This window comes from Kibdelosporangium banguiense (genome assembly GCF_017876405.1).
Taxonomy (GTDB): domain Bacteria; phylum Actinomycetota; class Actinomycetes; order Mycobacteriales; family Pseudonocardiaceae; genus Kibdelosporangium; species Kibdelosporangium banguiense.
In genome coordinates this window covers 7,412,071-7,430,492 of record NZ_JAGINW010000001.1, presented here as the reverse complement: position 1 = coordinate 7,430,492, position 18,422 = coordinate 7,412,071, and the positions used below count along the sequence as shown (strand labels likewise).

Annotated in this window: 17 protein-coding genes; all 17 read left to right on the top strand. The window is 66.9% G+C overall.

Translation table 11 applies throughout. The features are described 5' to 3' along the window. Positions 1-10 precede the first annotated feature (10 nt). From JOF56_RS34355 to JOF56_RS34275, 17 genes are read left to right on the top strand one after another with little or no spacing between them, the layout of a single operon-like run. Complete coding sequence (locus JOF56_RS34355; protein WP_209643601.1) at positions 11-1,960, top strand: phage tail sheath family protein; 1,950 nt, start codon at positions 11-13, stop codon at positions 1,958-1,960. A 22-nt stretch (positions 1,961-1,982) separates the two neighbouring features. After that, a complete protein-coding gene (locus JOF56_RS34350) occupies positions 1,983-2,483 on the top strand; it encodes a phage tail protein (RefSeq protein WP_209643600.1) in 501 nt (166 codons plus the stop codon). Between the two features lie 6 nt (positions 2,484-2,489). Then, a complete protein-coding gene (locus tag JOF56_RS34345; protein WP_209643599.1) occupies positions 2,490-3,371 on the top strand; it encodes a T4 family baseplate hub assembly chaperone in 882 nt (293 codons plus the stop codon). Next, positions 3,358-4,548, top strand: coding sequence for a hypothetical protein (locus tag JOF56_RS34340; RefSeq protein WP_209643598.1), 1,191 nt, complete (start codon positions 3,358-3,360; stop codon positions 4,546-4,548). The genes JOF56_RS34345 and JOF56_RS34340 overlap by 14 nt, the downstream gene beginning before the upstream one ends. After that, positions 4,545-5,384: a Pvc16 family protein gene (locus JOF56_RS34335; protein WP_209643597.1), complete on the top strand. Its 840-nt coding sequence runs from the start codon at positions 4,545-4,547 to the stop codon at positions 5,382-5,384. The genes JOF56_RS34340 and JOF56_RS34335 overlap by 4 nt, the downstream gene beginning before the upstream one ends. Beyond that, entirely contained in the window at positions 5,381-7,552 is a 2,172-nt protein-coding gene (locus JOF56_RS34330; protein WP_209643596.1) for an ATP-binding protein, read from the top strand. The genes JOF56_RS34335 and JOF56_RS34330 overlap by 4 nt, the downstream gene beginning before the upstream one ends. A gap of 4 nt (positions 7,553-7,556) precedes the next feature. After that, positions 7,557-8,456: a hypothetical protein gene (locus JOF56_RS34325; protein WP_209643595.1), complete on the top strand. Its 900-nt coding sequence runs from the start codon at positions 7,557-7,559 to the stop codon at positions 8,454-8,456. Positions 8,457-8,470: 14 nt separating this feature from the next. After that, positions 8,471-8,821 (top strand): hypothetical protein, encoded by a 351-nt coding sequence (locus JOF56_RS34320; protein ID WP_209643594.1) that lies wholly within the window; start codon positions 8,471-8,473, stop codon positions 8,819-8,821. Then, positions 8,818-9,498 (top strand): hypothetical protein, encoded by a 681-nt coding sequence (locus JOF56_RS34315; RefSeq protein ID WP_209643593.1) that lies wholly within the window; start codon positions 8,818-8,820, stop codon positions 9,496-9,498. Before JOF56_RS34320 ends, JOF56_RS34315 begins: the two co-directional genes overlap by 4 nt. 6 nt (positions 9,499-9,504) lie before the next feature. Then, positions 9,505-10,014 (top strand): hypothetical protein, encoded by a 510-nt coding sequence (locus tag JOF56_RS34310; RefSeq protein WP_209643592.1) that lies wholly within the window; start codon positions 9,505-9,507, stop codon positions 10,012-10,014. A gap of 5 nt (positions 10,015-10,019) precedes the next feature. Then, positions 10,020-11,135, top strand: a complete 1,116-nt coding sequence (locus tag JOF56_RS34305) for a phage late control D family protein (protein WP_209643591.1) — start codon at positions 10,020-10,022, stop codon at positions 11,133-11,135. After that, positions 11,132-11,899, top strand: coding sequence for a phage baseplate assembly protein V (locus JOF56_RS34300; protein ID WP_209643590.1), 768 nt, complete (start codon positions 11,132-11,134; stop codon positions 11,897-11,899). Before JOF56_RS34305 ends, JOF56_RS34300 begins: the two co-directional genes overlap by 4 nt. Continuing rightward, entirely contained in the window at positions 11,900-12,283 is a 384-nt protein-coding gene (locus JOF56_RS34295; RefSeq protein WP_209643589.1) for a hypothetical protein, read from the top strand. Next, complete coding sequence (locus tag JOF56_RS34290) at positions 12,280-12,642, top strand: GPW/gp25 family protein (RefSeq protein ID WP_209643588.1); 363 nt, start codon at positions 12,280-12,282, stop codon at positions 12,640-12,642. Before JOF56_RS34295 ends, JOF56_RS34290 begins: the two co-directional genes overlap by 4 nt. 9 nt (positions 12,643-12,651) lie before the next feature. Then, positions 12,652-14,193, top strand: coding sequence for a baseplate J/gp47 family protein (locus tag JOF56_RS34285; RefSeq protein ID WP_209643587.1), 1,542 nt, complete (start codon positions 12,652-12,654; stop codon positions 14,191-14,193). A 1-nt stretch (position 14,194) separates the two neighbouring features. Continuing rightward, positions 14,195-16,132: a hypothetical protein gene (locus tag JOF56_RS34280; RefSeq protein ID WP_209643586.1), complete on the top strand. Its 1,938-nt coding sequence runs from the start codon at positions 14,195-14,197 to the stop codon at positions 16,130-16,132. 10 nt (positions 16,133-16,142) lie between these two features. Then, positions 16,143-18,407: a DUF6519 domain-containing protein gene (locus tag JOF56_RS34275; RefSeq protein WP_209643585.1), complete on the top strand. Its 2,265-nt coding sequence runs from the start codon at positions 16,143-16,145 to the stop codon at positions 18,405-18,407. Positions 18,408-18,422: the final 15 nt, after the last annotated feature.

Sequence of the window (18,422 nt, the reverse complement as noted above, 5' to 3'; positions counted from 1 at the left end):
GAGCACAACGATGGCGAGCGTCTCCTATCCCGGCGTGTACGTGGACGAGGTGTCCAGTGGCGTCCGGCCGATCGCGGCCGCCGGGACGTCCACGGCCGCGTTCATCGGGCAGGCGCAGAAAGGCAGCCTCACCGAGGCCGTCAAGATCTTCACCTTCACCGAGTTCCAGAACCTCTACGGCGACTTCCTGAGCACGTCTTTCCTTGCGCACGCGGTGTTCCAGTTCTTCAACAACGGCGGATCGCAGTGTTATGTCGCCCGGGTCGCCGGCGCGAACACCGCCGCAGCGAACATCGTTCTGAAAGACCGTGGCACCACCGCACAGGCAAGCCTGACCGTTGAAGCGCGCTCCCCCGGCGTGTGGGCCAACACCCTCGCACTGCTGATCTCCAACGGCACCAACGATCCGGCGAACGAGTTCAACCTCAGTGTGTCCCAACAGGACCAGACCACCCCGGCCGAGGTCTTCGCCAACCTCAGCATGGTTCCCGGCGCACCGAACTTCGCCGAGACCGTGACGGCGTCATCGAACCTGATCCGGGTGACGGTCAATCCGTCCAACACCAACGTGCAGGCAGGCACAAGCCGGGGCGCGGCGGCCCCGCTGTCGCTGACCGGACTGCCCAGGACCCGGCTCGCGATCAACGTCAACGGCGACGGCTACCAGGAGATCAACCTGACCACGGCGGTCGGCGCGGGCGCGGGCCAGGTGCCCGACCTGACCACGGCCGCCAACCAGGCCGGTGCGATCCAGTTCGTCGTCCGGGCCCTGACCAAGCTGCGGACCTCGACCAGTACGTCCGCGTTCACCGGGTTCACGTGTGTGGTGGATTCCGGTGTGCTGTTGCTCCGGTCCGGGTTCGCCGGCCCGGCGTCCTCGGTCTGGATCACCGACTCCGCGAACGCGGCGGAGAACGCGACCGGATTGTTGCGGCTCGGCAAGGCGAACGGCGGCGTGGAGACAGTCGGCGCGGCCGTCACGCGGCCCAGGGTCAACCCGGCGGGCGTGCCACCGGCCAACTACTACCTCATCGGCGACAACGCCGCACCGACCGCGGACGTGCTCACGGTTCGTGCCGGATCCGACGGCGACCCTGTCCTCAACGACGTTCCGTACATCGAGGCTTTCCAGCGCTTCAACCGTTACGACGACGTGAGCCTGCTCGCGGTGCCTGGCATCGGATCCCCGGTGCTCGTCGGCGAAGGCGTGAACTACTGCGCCCGGCGGTCGCTTTCGGACTGTTTCTTCGTCGGTGACATGAGCCAGGACGACGACACCGTGCCCGAGGCCGAGGCGTTCATGGCCGCGATCAGCCCGAAGAACTCCTACGGCGCGGTATACCTGCCCTGGATCAAGATGCTCGATCCGTCCGGGCTGTCGAGCGAGCCGATCCTGGTTCCGCCATCGGGATACGTCGCCGGGGTGTACGCACGCAGCGACGCCCAGCGTGGTGTCTGGCGGGCACCGGCAGGCACGAGCCTTGGCCTTGGCGGGACCGCGGGCCTCGCGGTCGACCTGACCGACGTCCAGCAGGGCAACCTGAACCCCAAGAACATCAACGTGATCCGCAACTTCGCCGGAGCCGGGATCGTGCTGTGGGGGTCGCGGACCATCTCCTCGGACACCGAGTACAACTACGTCCCGGTCCGCCGGATGGCGATCTTCCTGCGGGTCAGCATCTACCGCGGCATCCAGTGGGCGGTCTTCGAGCCCAACGACGAGCCGCTGTGGGGACAGCTGCGGCTCAACATCCGATCGTTCATGACCACGCTGTTCCGGCGCGGGGCGTTCCAGGGCGCGACCGCCTCGGAGGCGTTCTTCGTCAAGTGTGACAGCGAGACCACCACCCAGGCCGACATCGACGCGGGCGTGGTCAATGTGCTCGTCGGTTTCGCGCCGCTGAAGCCGGCGGAGTTCGTGGTGGTCCGGATCAGCCAGCGGGCCGGGCAGACCGCGTGACATCGGAAAGGGAGCGAGCGGCATGGCGAGGTTCACCGTCAACTCGGAACGGTTCGACCCGTACCACAACTTCAAGTTCAAGATCAAATGGGACGGCGAGTACGTCGCCGGCCTGAGCAAGTGCAGCGCGCTGAAGAAGACCACCGAGGTCACCACCTGGTACGAGGCCAACGACCAGAGCACGCCGCACAAGATCCCCGGCAAGACCACGTTCGACCCGATCACCCTGTCGGGCGGGGTCACCCACGACACCGCGTTCGAGGACTGGGCCAACAAGGTCAACAACTTCGCCGGTGAGGCGGCGATGTCACTGAAGTCCTTCCGCAAGGACATCACGCTCGAGGTGTGCAACCTGCAGGGCGCGACTGTGCTGGCCTACAACGTGTTCCGCTGCTGGGTGTCGGAGTACACCGCGCTGCCGGAGCTGGACGCGGCGGGCAACGCGGTGATGATCCAGACCCTCAAGCTGGAGAACGAGGGCTGGCAACGCGACACCCAGATCACCGAACCGGCCGAGAGCTGAGCGACCATGTCCCTCTCAGGTGCCGGCACCGGGCTGGCGATCCTGCCGGGCGGCTGCACCGGCGCCGATGGCGTCGTGCACCGCGAGGCCGAGGTCGCGGCGATGACCGGCCGCGACGAGGAGATGCTCGTCGCCGCCGGTCGTCGTTCCGCCCTGCTGGTCACCGAGTTGCTCACCCGCTGTGTCCGGCGGATCGGCGCCATCACCCCGGTGACCGCCGACGTGGCCCGCCGGCTGGTCGTGGCCGACCGGCAGTTCCTGTTGCTCAAGATCCGGGAGGCGACGTTCGGCACGTCCGTGCGGTCGAGTATTTCGTGCCCGTGGGCCGACTGCGCACAACGGATCGACATCGAGTTCACCACCAGCGCGATCCCTGTCACGCAATCCGCCGACAAAGGGCCTGAATACGTCGTCACGCTCACCAGTGGGGACGAACTGGCCTTCCGGCTGCCCAACGGCGCCGACCAGGAAGCACTTTCGCCGCTGTTGCAGGACAACGAGGCCGCCGCACTGACCGGCCTGTTAGGACGGTGCGTCACCCGGATCGGGCCACATCGCCCGGCACCGCCGGAGCTTGTGGCCCAGTTGCCGCCACGAGACCGGCAGGCCATCGAGCGGCGCATGGCGGAAGTCGCGCCACGAATCGACCTGACCATGGAGTCCACCTGCCCGGAGTGCCGGCGGGAGTACTCGGTGCCGTTCGAGATCCACAGTTTCCTGTTCGGTGAGCTGAGCGTGAACTCCGCCCTGCTGCGCCGCGAGATCCATTACCTGGCGTACCACTACCACTGGAGCGAGCGGGAGATCATGCAGATGCCCCGGCAACGGCGCCAGCGTTATGTGTCCCAGCTGGCTGAGGAGATCGAGCGATCCCATGACTCGCCCTGACCCGCCGGCCACTCCCGGGCCGCTCTACCTGTCCCTGCTCGACGGCGCGGGGCCACTGACCTACCGCGACGGCGTCCGTGGCCTGCTCGGCGAACTCGGGACCGCACCGCTCCCGCCACTACCCGGCGTCGAGGACCTGGAGCTCGAAGAGGTCATCGAGGTGTCGCCACCGGCAACGCCCTCGGCAGATTCCGTGCCTGCTTCCGTGCCTGTTGTGCAGCCATCTCTCGAGCCTGAAATCGTGCTGTCACCTCCGGACGTGGTCTGCGCCGATTTCGCACCTCCTGTCCAGCGTCCCTTTTCGCCAGAAATCTCGCCAAACATTTCGCAGCCTGTATCACCTGAACCTGCGCCGGTTGTCCAGCAAGTCTTTTCGCCAGAAATCGCGCCCGACGTTCATCAGCCCGCGGCGCTCAGTCTGACACCACCGGAACGCATACCGGTCGCTGCACATCCGGTGCCCCTTGCCGCTGCGGAATCCCGGCCGGACGAGCACCGGCCAGATCCGGCGCGACCAGATCCGGCCGAACTCACCCCGGCCCAGCCCGCCCCGATCCTGGTCCATCCTGTCCTGGTCGATCCGCCTCTGCCGAGCCCGCCACCACCGGGCGCCCGCACAGTAGTGCACCACCATCACCTGCCCGCGCCGATCACCGAGCCACAGACTGCCGGACCGCACCAGCAGACTCCCGCGAAAACCCCAGCTGTGCAGCCGGAATCTCTGTTGTTGGTTCCGGACCGGATACCTGGAAACACACCCGAATCCAGCCCGGTCGAAATGACCGCACCGCCAGCCGTCGCCCACCCTCTATCCGCACCAGCCGAACCACGGCCGATCACCGTGATGGAGTTACGGCCGCCTGTCCTCGTAACAGGTCCACGCCCGGTAGCCGAGCCGGTCACCCATCGCCCTATGGCGCCACTCGTGCCCGACATCCCGCCCAGACGTCCTGAGTCCGATGTAGACAATTTACGGCAGGCCCTGCGGTCGTTGACAACCAAGGTCGAGCACGTGGTGGCCGAGTCACGTCCGCAACCGCAGGCACAGTTCGTGCACCTGCCTGCCATACCTGAACCCGCGCCGAATCCGTCGCCCACACCATCAGAACACGTTCCGGCGGCGTACTGGCAGCGCAGGCATCTGGGCACGCACCTTCGCAGAGGAGTATGGCGATGAGCGCGGCGACCGCGATCGGGATGGTCAGCGAGTCGTTGCGTGGCTTGTTGTCCGCCGAAATGACGTTGACCCCGGCTGTGCCGGTGACCGTGATGGCACCGGACGAGGCCGGTGGGCCGCGCCGGATCAACCTGTTCCTCTACAAGGTCGACGAGAACCCCGCGTTCAAGAACGCCGACTGGCAGGTGTCCCGCACCGACCCGGCCGTGCTCGTCCCGCCGCCGCTGTCACTGACCCTGTCCTATCTGATGACCGCGTACGCCCCGAACGACGCCCAGAACGGCAACGCCACCGCGCACGCGATCCTCGGTGAGGCGATGCGGGTCCTGCACCAGAATCCCGTGATCCCGTCCACCGATCTCGTACCCGGCCTGCAGGACGCCAAGGAGCTCATCCAGATCATCCTCAACCCGGTGAACCTCAACGAGCTGAGCACAGTGTGGGCCACGTTCAGCCAGCCGTTCCGGATGTCCGTGCTGTACGAGGTCACGGTCGTCCAACTCGACCAGGCGGCCGAGGCACAGGTCCCAGCGCCACAACGCGTCCGGGCCGTTGGCGTGCCTGACATCCGCGCACCGTTCGCACCGCCCACAATAGACAGCGTCGCCGACGTCTCCGGTCCGGCAGGACGGACGGTCACGGTCTCCGGTACGCAGTTCGCTGGCTGGCAGGCATCGGTCACGCTGTCGGGCGAGTCGCTGCTCACCGCGTTGCCACTGACCACCGACACGTTCCCGGTCACGTTGCCCGCCTCGCTGGCACCTGGGTTCTACGAACTGCGCGTAGACATCTCCCGGCTGACCCGCAAGACCCTGTTCGTGGAGGTGACGCCATGACCAGCAGCACAGTCATCACAGACTTGCCATACGAGGACGGCTTCGCCCACATCGCCGATCACCTGCTGGCACTGGACCGGCTGATCGAACGACAGGTCGTCGCCCAGCGCCGCGAACACAAGCAACGGCGAGGGCTCGACGCCCGCAATCATGTGTTGGTGTCCGACGATGAGGTCGACCGGCTGCTCGGCACGTCGCCGTCGGACATCCTGATGCGGCCCACCGGCGACGGGCATCCGATCGACACGGAGATCCTCGGCCGGGCGGGTGCCAGCCTGATCGCGGGCGTGCGGCTTCCGCTCGACGACCTCGTCCGTGTCTTCCAGCTCAGCCCGTTCGAGCTGTGGACCGTGGTCATCTGCCTGGCTCCGGAGGTCGACCGCAAGTACGACCGGCTCTACGCCTACCTGCAGGATGACATCACCCGTCGGCGGCCGAGCATCGACCTGGTGATCAGCCTGCTCTGCGACTCACCGGCCGAGCGATGGCGGGCCCGCGCCCATCTCAGTCCAGAGGCTCCACTGCGGGCCAGTCGCATCCTGCATGTCGCCGACGACACGACGAGCCCGTCCGGTTCGAGCGATCTGGCCCGGTTCCTGCGGCTGGACGGCCGCATCCGCTGCTATCTGCAAGAGCAGGAGAGCATCGACAGCACGGTGTCGGACGCCGTCAGGGTGCTGCACCCGACCGGCGATCTCGGCCAGGTGCTCGTCGAGCCGGACGTGAAATCCCACGTACGGGCCCAGGTCATGCGGCATTTCACCGAGGAACGCAACGGACTCCGGCTGGTGCTGGGACTGCACGGCCCAGCCGGCGTCGGCCGCAGGCAGATCGCCGAGGGGATCTGCGCGGAGCTGGGGTGCTCGCTCACCTATGTCAACACCCGCAGATGGGCCGGCCGCGAACAAGACGTCCCTGCGTTGCTGCGACTGGCATTCCGGGAGTGCCTACTGCATCAGGGGATGGCCTACGTCGACGGCCTGGACAGTCTCGCGGGCGAACACGAGGCGGAGAACATTCTCGCCGCCGTGGGGCGTGCCGCGATCGAGTCCAGCACGGTGACTTTTCTCGGCACAGAGAAACCGATGCGCTTCGACACCGCCCAGCCGCAGATTCTGTTCCACTCAGTGGAGGTCACGCGCCCCGGTCTGTCACTACGGCAAACGACCTGGCAACGCGCGCTGGCACACACAGCGTCCGAAGTGGACCCGGGCTGGCCGCGTGCACTGGGTGCTCAGTTCATCCTGACACCCCGCCAGATCTTCGCCGCCACCCAGGACGCGCGACTGGCCACCGAGGCACACGGCCAGGAGTTACGCCTCGGCGATCTGCAGGCGGCCTGCCGCAGGCAGAGCCAGCACCATCTGGGTGATCTCGCGACGAAGATCTCACCCCGGCGGTCGTGGCCCGACCTGACGCTGCCTGACACGCAACTCGATCTGCTCAAGGAGTTGTGCGCTCAAGTCCGGCATCACTGCACGGTCTTCGAGGAGTGGGAGTTCGGCCGGGTGGTCGGCCGCAGCCTGGGGCTGAGCGCGCTGTTCGCCGGTGTCCCCGGCACCGGCAAGACGATGGCCGCCGAGGTGATCGCCGGCGAGCTCGGCGCCGACCTGTTCGCGATCGACCTGTCCGGGGTGGTCAGCAAGTACGTCGGGGAGACCGAGAAGAACCTCGCCAAGATCTTCCAGGCGGCCGGCCACAGCAACTCCATCCTGCTGTTCGACGAGGCGGACGCGTTGTTCGGCAAGCGAACCGAGGTCTCCGACGCGCACGACCGGTACGCCAACATCGAGACCAGTTACCTGCTGCAGAAGATGGAACAGTACGACGGTGTGGTCATCCTGGCCACGAACCTGCGGGAGAACATGGATGAGGCGTTCACCCGCCGGCTGCGGTTCGTCGTCGAGTTCCCCTTTCCCGACGCACCGAGCCGGACGGCCATCTGGCGGTCGCATTTCCCCGCGGCCGCGCGGTTCGCCGCCGACGTCGACGTGGATCTGCTTGCCCGGCAGTACTCACTGTCCGGGGCCTGTATCCGCAACTCGGTGCTCACGGCCGCCTTCGCCGCCGCACAGGACGGGACTGCGATCGGCCTTTCCCATCTGCGGCATGGAATTCGCCGTGAGTACGAAAAAATCGGCAAGCTCTGGACCACAGCAGAGGAGTGAGACCATGCCGCTGCGCACACCACAGCGAACCGCCGCCGAGCGATCACCGAGCTCCCGGCATGAGAACCCCGCTCAGGCGAACGCCTCGCCGGCGGCGCCCACACTGCGAGAAGCCCGGAATCTCGGCAACGACCATGTGCGATCCCTGGACTTCAGGACCTGCGGGCCGGGCGGTTGCGGGAAAGGCGACGAGGAGGTCCAGACCGCGGCCGACTGCCCGATGGCGAGCCTGCTCGAGACGTGCAGCGGCGGATGCGGCGGATGCGCCCGCCAGGCGGAAACGGGCAATGCGCCGACGCTCACGCCTGACGAGGACGCCAGCGGCGAATTCGTCACACTGGTCACCGGGGAACTCCAAACTCAGGACGCCGGTGCGCCCGTGCCCGCCGCTGGTACCCACTGCTCACCCACCTCGGCGAAGTTCACCGACATTCCCTCCGGCAAACTCACGCCGACCTTCGGGTCCGGGATGTTCGGCCGCAGGTTCAACATGAAGGCCGAATTCGAGACACCCATTCCCTGCACATGTGTCTCGGGCGAGTACCGGCAGTTCGTTCGCGGGTACGCCAAACACAACGGCACCGCCGTCGTGCACCCGTTGTGCAGCAACACGCTGGACCCGGCCACGTGGCACGAGGACTGCATGACCTCGGGCGGGGTCGACCTCAAGTACGGCTACCACTCGATTCCCTTCCCCACCAGCAAATTCACCAACCCGGACCAGGCCACCGGCTGTAACTTCGTCGGGATCGACCATCCCGGATTCCCGCTCAGCGGCTTGTCCAAAGGCGACACACTGGAGCTGCACCTGGAGTTCCAGGGCAAGCTCGTCGACGCGTCCGACGGCGACCGGGTGCTGAAGTCCAGTTCCTGGTCGGTCGAGGGCACCGGAACGGTTCCCTGATGGAGGCTGCATCCATGAGTGCACACCGCGTTGTCGTGCCAAGGTCCCAGGTGCTGGGCGACTGGTCGGTCTCCGCTGAACTGGGCTACGACCCGGCCACCGGCAGGACCGATGTGGTCGTGGTGATCAGCCGGGCGGCCGGCCAGCCGCCCCTGCTGGCCGAGGACATCGACGTCCGGCTGCTCGCCGCTGACGAACAGCCGTTGCAGGTGGCTCAGCAGCCGACGGGCCCGCTCGTCGAGTTCGGCGGCAGCCTCGGCACGTCCGTCAATGCCCGCTTCGATTTCGAAGGCGCGGAGCCGGCGTTCCTTGCCGTGGCAGCGCACGGCGGAAGCGTTCGATTCCGTGTCGAGGAGGCACCGTGACCGACGGGTTCGGCAACCGGCCGAAGATCCTGCGGGGTGCGCTGGTGGAGTTCGGGCTGAGCCTGCCGCCACTGTTCGTGGTGTTCCAGTTCAACCCGCTGCAGCTGACCCGCAACCGGACGTTGAGCTACGCGCCGGGTGCGGGCGGCGGGACCTCGTTGCGGGACTTCCACAAGCGTTACGACAGCCTGACCGATCTGCGGGACGCGCAGCAGGTGACGGTCTCCGAAGAGGTGATCGGGCTGGAGATCCGGCTGGACGCGAGCGACGGACTGGAACAAGGCGATGCGATCACCGGGCAGTTCGGCATCTCGCCGCAGCTGTCCACTTTGGAGCTGATGGTGCACCCCAAGGACGAGAGCCTGATCGGCCAGGTGGTGGGTGACCTGCTCGGAGCGCCGGACGGGTTCAGCTTCACCAAAAGGCCCCGGCCGCCGCTGACGCTGTTCGTCTTCGGCCGCAAGCGCGTGCTGCCGGTCAACATCACCAGCCTGAACATCACCGAGTTGCTGCACAGCCCCGATCTCAACCCGGTCAGGGCGACCGCGACCCTCGGGATGACGGTCATCGAGGGCAAGAGCATGCCGTACCTCTACTCGAAGGCGATGAAGGAAGCGATGTCCGTGCTCAACCTGGCCAACGTCGCCGACGTGGCCAACGTGATGATCCCCGGATAGGCCGCCATGTTCGCCAGAATCTCCCGTTACCAGGCGCTCGAAGACGTCGCCACGACCGGCGCCGACGGCCGCAGACTGTCGGCCAAGGCGTTGCGTGTCGCCGCGACAGCCACCGGCCGGTATCAGCACACGATCACTGAGGGCGACCGGCTCGACGGGCTCGCGGCGCACTACTACCGGCAGCCGCGCAACTGGTGGCGGATCTGTGACGCCAACCCGGAAATCCTGTCACCGCAGGAACTTCTGGGCGCCGAACCGGTTGTGACATACCGCTTCGAGGTCACCGCCGCCAGTCCACAGTGGCCGAACCTGTTGCGCGCGCTGACCGGGATGGTCGGCGTGACACAGGCTGTGCTGGACGGCGCCGCGACTGTGCAGGTCACGTTCAACCGGCTCAACGTCACCGTACCGGCCCTCGCCGCGGCGATGCAGGCACAGGGTTTCACCGCCGTGGCGGCCAAGCAGTCCGGCCGGACCGGCAAGCAGATCGTCATCCCACCGGACGTCCTGGGCTAGCCGGCATGCGGGCGGAGACCTTTCGCATCGAGATCGGTGGCGCCGAGGCCACCGATCTGTACGAGAATGTGCTCGGTCTCCAGGTCGAGCTGGACGACGAACTGGCGGCGATGTTCACGCTGCGGCTGGCCATGGCCAACCAGCCGGACGGCACCTGGGCCCTGGTCGACGACGAGCGGCTCACGGCCTGGCAGCCGGTGCGGATCTCGGCCGGGTTCGACAGCTCGGATGGACTGATCGACGGCGTGATCACGCACATCCGCCCCGCCTTCGAAGCCGACCCGTCCGCCTGCACCCTGGAGATCCGCGGAATGGACCGCAGTGTGCTGATGGACCGCGCACAGGTCCGCAAGGACTGGCCGAACCGGCGGGACAGCGACATCGCGAGCGAGCTCTTCCTCGCCCACGAGCTCACCCCGCAGGTCGAGGACACGCCAGTCAGTCACGACGAAGCCGTCTCCACAGTGATCCAGCGGGAGACCGACATCCAGTTTCTCGCCAGACTGGCGCTGCGCAACGGTTTCGAGTGTTACGTCGAAGGGACGAACGGATTCTTCCGCCCGCCACAGTTGACGGAACCGCCTCAACCGGTGCTCGCTGCGCACTTCGGCGACGACACGACACTGCGCAGGTTCACCGTTCAGGTCGACCCCGCGACGCCGACCGAGTACACGATGGCCCAATTGTCCCGTACCACCAAGGAAATCGTGGACGTCACGGCAAAATCGACCACACAGCCCGCATTCGGTGCGAACGGCAGCGCGGCATTACTCAAAGGCGGTGTTCCGGCCGCCAAGACCGTGCTCGCCCAAACCGTGACAACCGGCGAGGCCGAACTGACCGCTTTGTGCCAGAGCGGTTTCGACGCCAGCGAGTGGTTCGTCCGCGCGGACGGCGAAGTCCTCGCCAATCACTACGGGCATGTGCTGCGACCGCGGCGGACAGTGACAGTCAAAGGCGTTGGCGCGACGCACAGTGGCGTCTACTACGTGTCGCATGTGTCGCACGAGTTCAGTACAGACGGCTACATCCAGCGATTCCAAGCCAGGCGCAACGGACTGCTGCCGACCGGCGACGAGCAGTTCGCCGGTGACACAGGGTTGTTGGGAGGACTGCTGTGACGGTGGAACGTGTGGTGGCCGGCCTGGCCCAGCGACTGGATCACCGGTTCTTCGGCAAGTACCGGGGACTGGTGGTCGACAACGCCGATCCCGAACAGCTCGGCCGGCTGCGGGTACGAGTGCCGAGCGTCACCGGGCCTGACGTGGTGACCGGCTGGGCCACCGCGTGCGTGCCGTACGGCGGGGCGGCCGATCAAGGGTTCCTGATGATCCCGGAGATCGACGCCGGGGTCTGGGTCGAGTACGAGGAAGGCGACCTGGAGTTCCCGATCTGGACCGGCACCTTCTGGAGCAAGCCCGGCGGCAGCACCGAACTGCCCACAGTGGACGGCTCCGCGCAGGACCCGCCCACCCGCAAGATCCTCAAGACCGCCCGGGGGCACACCATCCAGTTCGAGGACAAGGACTCCGAGGAGCTCGTCACCATCGTCGAGGCGGCCACCGGAAACGTGATCACCTTGGACAAGAACGGGATCACCATCAAGGACGGCGCCGGCGGCAACGAGATAACGATGGCGTCCAGCGGCGTCACCGTGAAAAGCAGCGGTACCGAGATCGTGGTCGGGTCAAGCGGTGTCAAGGTCGGCGGTTCGGGTGCGGCAGAGCCGTTCGTGCTCGGCAACCAGTTCAAAACGCAGGTGATGTCGTTCATCATGTCGCTGGCCACCCACACGCACGTGGGCAACCTGGGCGCGCCGACATCCCCGCCGTCCTCGCCGATGAACCTCGACGTCCCGCTGTCGACGAAACACATGGTGGAATAGATGAGCCTGACCATCGGTACCCCGGAAGCGAACGCCGGAATGAGCCAGGCGATCTTCGCACAGCTCGACGCGCTGTTGTCGCCACCGCTGCAGGCCGCGGTGGACAACGCCACCGACCCGGCCAAACCCGGTGCGCAACAAGCGCTCGACGCCGCCCGTGACGGCTGGCGCAAGCTCGCCTTCGCCATCGCCAAAGGTGTGATCGATCATCTCGTGTCCAATATGGAGATCAACGGTGTGACCGTCTCGGGCACGGTGAACGTACCTGTTTCCGGCAACACCGGGACGGCAGCGCCCAACGCACACTTCCACAGCGTCGCCATCACCCCGGCGGTCGCGGTGGCGCTCAGCCAGAACAACAACGGCACAGGACGTGTGAAATGACCGGGGCTGCGTTCGGATTCCCGTTCGCCATCGACACGGGTGGCCGGGTGGCGGTCGGCCGGGGCGACGACGCGCTCCGGGCGAAGATCGTCCAGGTGCTGCTCACCTCCCCCGGCGAGCGGGTCAACCTGCCCGATTTCGGCTGCGGGCTGATGAACCTCGTGTTCGAGCCGGACGACGGCGTACTCGCCGCCGCGCTGGAGTTCACTGTCGGCCAAGCGCTCACTCGATGGCTGGGCATTGAGATCGTCGTGGACGGCGTCGACGTTTCCGCCCAGGACGGGCTGGTCACCGTCGAGGTCGCGTACACCAGACGAGCCGACCTCACCCCGTTCGCCCTACGCGTGTCGTTCCGGTAAAGGACAGCCATGGCCGAAATCAACATGCCCGAGAACCGCCCGGTCATCGACTACATGGCGCGTGACTACGACAGCATCCTGCGGGCGATGCGGGCACTGATCCCCGACAAGCTGCCGGAATGGACCGAGTACACCGCGGAGGCGGACTTCGGCAACGCGCTGCTGCAACTGTTCGCGCACATGGGCGACATCCTGAGCTACTACCAGGATCGGGTGGCCAACGAGAGTTTTCTCGCCACAGCGCAGACCCGGCGCAGTGTGATCAACCACCTGAATCTGATCGGGTACCGGATGACGACCGCGGTCCCGGCTGCCACGCGGTTGACGGTCACTGTGCCGCAGTCGGCGACCGGATCGGTCACGGTCAGTCGTGGCGCGGCGTTCGCCACCGCGAGCCAGCCTGGACGGCCAAGCGTTCGCTTCGAGTACAACGGAACGGCACCGCTGACGATCGATCTCGGCACACTTCCGCCGGATCCCGCAGACGCGACACGCAAGATCTATGCCGACGGCATCCCTGTCGAGGAAGGCCGGATCGTGGCAGACGAGGTGGCCGGCGCGTCCGACGGCTCCCCTGGTCAGCGATTCCCGTTGCTGCGGGCAGGAGTCATCCTGCGCGGAACCGACGACATCGTGGTGCGCAGCGAACTCGGTGGGGTCGTTCAAGCGTGGACGTTCCAGCGCAGTCTGGCGTTCAGCCGCTCACAACAAGACTTCACAGTGGACATCGACGAGAACGACCGGGCGACACTCCGGTTCGGCGACGGACGGGTCACCGGCTTCATCCCGCCGCTCGGCAGCACGATCCGCGTCACCTACCGAGTCGGCGGTGGCGCCCTCGGCAACGTCGCCGCGAACACCATCAAGACAGTGGCCGACGCGCCCGCCCTTGCCACTGCTGGTGCCCGGGTCTTCAACCCCGCGCCCGCGACCGGCGGTGCCGACCGGGAGAGCATCGAGCACGCCGTGGACAACGCACCCGCGGTGTTCCGTTCCCTCGAACGGGCAGTGACCACTGAGGACTATCGAGCGCTCGCCCTGTCCGTCAACGGCGTCGGCAAGGTCCGGGCCAGCGCGGACCGCCGCAACGTGATCACGCTCTTCGTGGCGCCCGACGAAGGCGGCCAGGTCAGTGATGTGCTGGCGGCGGCCCTGCTGTCGTATTTCGCGGACAAGCGGCCGATCACCACTGTGGTCGAGATCGCCGATGTCGACTACGTCCCGGTGTGGGTGACCGCGACCGTCGGGGTGGACAGCTTCTACGCCCAAACCGCCGTGGCGGAGGCCATCCGGATCACCGCAGGAGGTCTGCTGGCGTTCTCGGCTGTCGACTTCGGACAGAATCTCTACCTCAGCAAGGTCTACGAGGCGATCGAGTCGGTCCCTGGGGTCGTGTTCACGACCGTGACCGAGTTCCGGCTGGACAGCATGCCCGCGGGCACGGTCGAGCCCACCGGCCGGCTGTCGCTGGGCCCCAACGAGATCCCTGTCGCCCCGGCCGCCTCGGACTACCAGGGCGGGATCAGACTGATCATGGAGGGTGGGTACTGAGATGCGCCTGCGTGCCCTGACCGCCACCGCCGGCCCGGCAGCCAATCGGATCACCCTGACGTGGGAGAATCCACAACCCGCTGCTTTCCCGGGCGTTCGAGTGGTGCGCCGGACCTCCCGTTACCCTGCCTCTCCCACTGATGGCACAGTGGTCGCGCACGGCACTGGCCTCACCCAGGCCCTGGACACCGGCCTGCGCGGCGAAACCACCTACTACTACACGCTTTTCCCGTTCTCCGGCGGCCCGCCGGTGTTCGACATCGACCCCGGCAACCGGGTGTCCGCACTGGCCACTTCGCCGTTCGGCTACGCCGGGCAGATGTACGACCTGCTGCCTGCTTTGTATCGGCGTTACGACACACAGAACACCCTGCGCAGGCTGCTGGACCTGCCTGGTGGGCAACTCGATCAGCTTCGCGGCTTCGCCCAGGCAGTGCTCGACCAGCACGATATCGACCAGGCCGACGGCGCGTTGCTGCCACTGCTCGCCCAGTGGATCAACTGGCCGCTCGATGTGAGCGTCGACCTGGCCGCGCAACGTGATGAACTGCGTGCCGCCCCTGCGGTGTATCGAGTGGTCGGGCTGGTTCCCACGCTGGAGGCGACGGTCAAGCGGATCCTCGGCCGGGAAAGCCGCACCAAGGAATACGCCGCGAACGTGGCGCACTCCAACGCTCCGCCACGGCTCAACATCTGGGCACGGCAACGCACCGGGGCGACGTGGACCACACCCGAAGCACCACTATCACTGGACTTCAGCCACCAGGGAAGGCCGGCTACTGCTCGCAGCAGCGACGGCACGTCATGGTTGTTCTACCACACTCTCCGAAGTGGACGATGGCAGCTGTGGTTCAAGTCGGCAGCCGCCGAGACGTTCGGCCCCAGCAGGCCGCTTTCGCCCGCTCGAACTGAGCAGTTGCACCCGTCCGCCGTCGTGCAGGGAACGCGACTGTGGGTGTTCTGGTCGGCGTACGACTCGGTGCGCGACAACTGGGAGATCCGGTACCGGACAAGAGAAGGCGGGAACTGGTCCGACGATGTCGTGTTCGGCGCTCCTGGCGTCCAGCGCCGACGCCCCGCAGTGGCTGCGGACGACACCGGTGGCGTGTGGCTGTTCTGGCAGGAGCGGCAGGTGGACACGTGGGTCGTCCGTTATGCCAGGCGTGATGGGACGACGTGGAGCACGCCGGTGACGTTCCCGCTCGATGGGGGCGCCGCACCCCGGGTCGAGGACGATCCGATCGCGATCGGCGGAGTGAGCGGCTCGCCCGCGCGGCTCTGGCTGTTCTGGGCAAGGCGAGACACCAACGGTCAGTGGATGATCGCGTACCGCACCAAGAGCACGCTCGCCCCCGACGCAGCCGGGTGGAGCCCGGTGACCCGGCTGACTCCGCCGTTGGCATCGGACAGTCGTGAGCCCGCGCCGGTGGTCGTGGCGGGGCGGATGGAAGTGTTCTTCTCGTCCAACCGCAGCGGTACCTGGTCGCTGTGGCACAGCACATTCGACCCAGTCGCCGGTACCTGGGCCGCGCCCGACGCGGTGAGCAGCGGCCCGTACGCCGAGCGCGGCCCGATACCGCTGCTGACCGCGACCGGTCTCTGGGTGTTCAGCGGGTCGAACCGGCCGGTGACCTACACCAGCGAGGTCTACCGGGCGACCAGGACCGTGGACCGGCGCTACTCCGGTAGTACCACTGTGGACACTCGCGATACGGCGAAAACCCAGTTACGTGGTCGTCTCGACGACTTCGCGACCTACTCCTACGCCACCGGACGCAACAGCCGGTACGGCTACGACGTTGTCGGAGTCTTCCTCGGCACGGCGATCGACCTGCCGCACCAGGCGGCCCGGGGCGGCCAGCTGGAGCAGGTCAAAGAGAGCCTGCGCGCGGTCCTGCCCGCGCACGTCCGCGTCATCCTGATCAACAGCCCGAGCTAGGAGCACAGCCGTGGGTGACTTCTCCCGCACGACATTCGACCGGATGAAACACTATGTCGGTGTCCGGCTGCAGCAGGGCGTGCCCATTGTGGACGCGGACTGGAACGAGCTTGAGGACATCCGCAAGTACGAGTTGCAGGCGTTCCTGAAGTGGTTCGTCGGCGACGGCGTCCCGGCGGGCAACGACGGGTTCCGGATCGCGCCACTGGCCGGTGGCGGCGTCGGGACCGTCCGGCTGACCTCGCTGGCAGCCGGGCCGGTTCGTTCGTCGGTCGCCGTCGACATCGCGGCGTCGACAGCCGCAGCGGCCCTCGGATTCTTTCCGGGCAACCGCGCCACCTCACGCACAGGCTCTCCCGCACAGCTGACCGGTGACGCTGCGCAACCATTCGCGCTGACCGCAGGAATGACGCTCGCGATCAGCGCCGACGGAGCTGCCAACGAGACGGTCACCTTCAACGCTGCCTCGTTCGCCAATATCAACGCTGCCACCGCGGCCGAGGTGATCAACGTGATCAACGGCGCTGTCACCAGGGTGAACGCGTCGGCCGGCACGGGCGACGACTTCACAGTCATGGGCGGCGACGGCACGCCTGAGGGAGCGGGCCGTTGTCTGGTCGACGGCCGGGACGCGATCGCCGAAGGTCGCCTGACCTACAGCTCACAACCTCTGTTCAACAACAACCTTCTGGCCACCATGTGGGGCGTTCCCGTGGTGCCGCCGCTGTCGGCGCCGTCGAGCAACCGGGATGACCTGGTGTACTTGGATGTCTGGGAACGCGAAGTCACCGCCGCCGAGGACGACACGCTCATCAATCCATTGATCGGCGTCGAGTCGTGCGTCCGGACGCGGCGGGAGTGGGCGATCCGGGTCCGCCCCGGCCTGGACAAAGTCCCGGCCCCGGGCGACACGGATTTCCGGGCCGGGCACGCCTACTGTGCGCTGGCCAGGCTCAACCGCCGCGCCGGGGCCGCGGCCGTCAGCACGGTCACGGATGTACGCCCGCGCAGTCTGCTCGTACCGCCAAGCACGCTGATCGAGGACGTGCTGGGCACGAGCCCGGATGCGTACCGCCGGGGCGAGAACCGACCGACAACGAGCCTGCGCGAGGCGATCAACGCGTTGCTGCGGGGTGAACTGCCCAGCACCGCCGACATTGTGCTCGCACCGGCCGCCGCGCAGGACTTCATGTCCACCGCGTTCTCGGTTGTGGGAAACGACATCGTGGCGCTCTGGCACTCCCGCCGGGCCGCAGGTATCAACCAGGTCTTCCTCAGCCGCTGGCCGCTGTCCTCCCCCGGCGCGGCAGCCAGCAACCTGCCGGTCCAGCTCACGCCCGGTCCGACAGCCCATGCGTTCCCGGCGTCGGTGACGCTGCCGACCGGCGAGTTGGTCGTGGCATACGAAACCGGAAGCACGGACATCGTCGCCCGACGCGGAACACCCAGTGCGTTGGCCGGTGCTGCGGAAATCCCCGTGGCGGCCGCCGTGACAACCGACCGCCAGCCGTACGCCGTGCTCGCCGGCAACCTTGTGGTGTTCTTCTGGTTGCAGTTGGGCGCCACCCGCACCTGGATGTACCGGCGTTGGCGGCATACCGACAACACGTTCGTCGACGCCGGCCCGCAACAGCTTTCGGCCACCAACGCCACAGTGCTGTCCGGTAGTATCGGCGATTTCTCGGCCGCAGTGGACGACACCGGCGACATCTGGGCAGCGTTCCGTGCCGATGACGGCGGTGGCAACGCCAGCATCCGCATGGTCCGCCTGCGCCCGTCGACCTTGCAGATCGACGAGCAGACGATGTCGACCGGCACCGCGAATGAACAGCCTTTTGTGCTCGCTGACGGAGGCGAGGCCATTTGGGTGTTCTGGCGCGCCGGGACCGATACGGCGGCAACCGTTTCCTACCAACGCATCCGGCTACCAGCGGCGGCGACCTGGGCAGTCACGCCGCCGCCCGTCGCGGTCAGCGGCTCGGCCGCCACTGGTTCGATTGTGGCCAGGCCGAGCGCGGTTCGCGGCACCGACGGCGCGGTCTGGCTGTTCTGGAGCCAGGCACAGACGCCCAGCAACACCTCGGCGATCTGGCTGCAGCGCTACCTGAAAGCCAGCAGCAGTTGGGGAACCGCCCGCCAGATGACCGGTTCCACCGCCACCGAGACCCAGCCTTTCCCGGTGATCGGCCCCGGCGGCGTGGTGCTGCTGTTCTGGCTGAGCAGCCGCACCGGGAACCTCGCGGTCTTCACCAAACAGTTCATCACAGCCATCTAAGGAAAAGGCCCGCCA

Excerpts from the sequence above, each read along its gene's own strand:
- JOF56_RS34290 (WP_209643588.1), top strand. The coding sequence starts at position 12,280 with ATGACCGGGGCTGCGTTCGGATTCCCGTTCGCCATCGACACGGGTGGC.
- JOF56_RS34310 (WP_209643592.1), top strand. The coding sequence starts at position 9,505 with ATGTTCGCCAGAATCTCCCGTTACCAGGCGCTCGAAGACGTCGCCACG.
- JOF56_RS34295 (WP_209643589.1), top strand. The coding sequence starts at position 11,900 with ATGAGCCTGACCATCGGTACCCCGGAAGCGAACGCCGGAATGAGCCAG.
- JOF56_RS34330 (WP_209643596.1), top strand. The coding sequence starts at position 5,381 with ATGACCAGCAGCACAGTCATCACAGACTTGCCATACGAGGACGGCTTC.
- JOF56_RS34325 (WP_209643595.1), top strand. The coding sequence starts at position 7,557 with ATGCCGCTGCGCACACCACAGCGAACCGCCGCCGAGCGATCACCGAGC.
- JOF56_RS34350 (WP_209643600.1), top strand. The coding sequence starts at position 1,983 with ATGGCGAGGTTCACCGTCAACTCGGAACGGTTCGACCCGTACCACAAC.
- JOF56_RS34320 (WP_209643594.1), top strand. The coding sequence starts at position 8,471 with ATGAGTGCACACCGCGTTGTCGTGCCAAGGTCCCAGGTGCTGGGCGAC.
- JOF56_RS34280 (WP_209643586.1), top strand. The coding sequence starts at position 14,195 with ATGCGCCTGCGTGCCCTGACCGCCACCGCCGGCCCGGCAGCCAATCGG.
- JOF56_RS34335 (WP_209643597.1), top strand. The coding sequence starts at position 4,545 with ATGAGCGCGGCGACCGCGATCGGGATGGTCAGCGAGTCGTTGCGTGGC.
- JOF56_RS34305 (WP_209643591.1), top strand. The coding sequence starts at position 10,020 with ATGCGGGCGGAGACCTTTCGCATCGAGATCGGTGGCGCCGAGGCCACC.
- JOF56_RS34340 (WP_209643598.1), top strand. The coding sequence starts at position 3,358 with ATGACTCGCCCTGACCCGCCGGCCACTCCCGGGCCGCTCTACCTGTCC.
- JOF56_RS34285 (WP_209643587.1), top strand. The coding sequence starts at position 12,652 with ATGGCCGAAATCAACATGCCCGAGAACCGCCCGGTCATCGACTACATG.
- JOF56_RS34355 (WP_209643601.1), top strand. The coding sequence starts at position 11 with ATGGCGAGCGTCTCCTATCCCGGCGTGTACGTGGACGAGGTGTCCAGT.
- JOF56_RS34345 (WP_209643599.1), top strand. The coding sequence starts at position 2,490 with ATGTCCCTCTCAGGTGCCGGCACCGGGCTGGCGATCCTGCCGGGCGGC.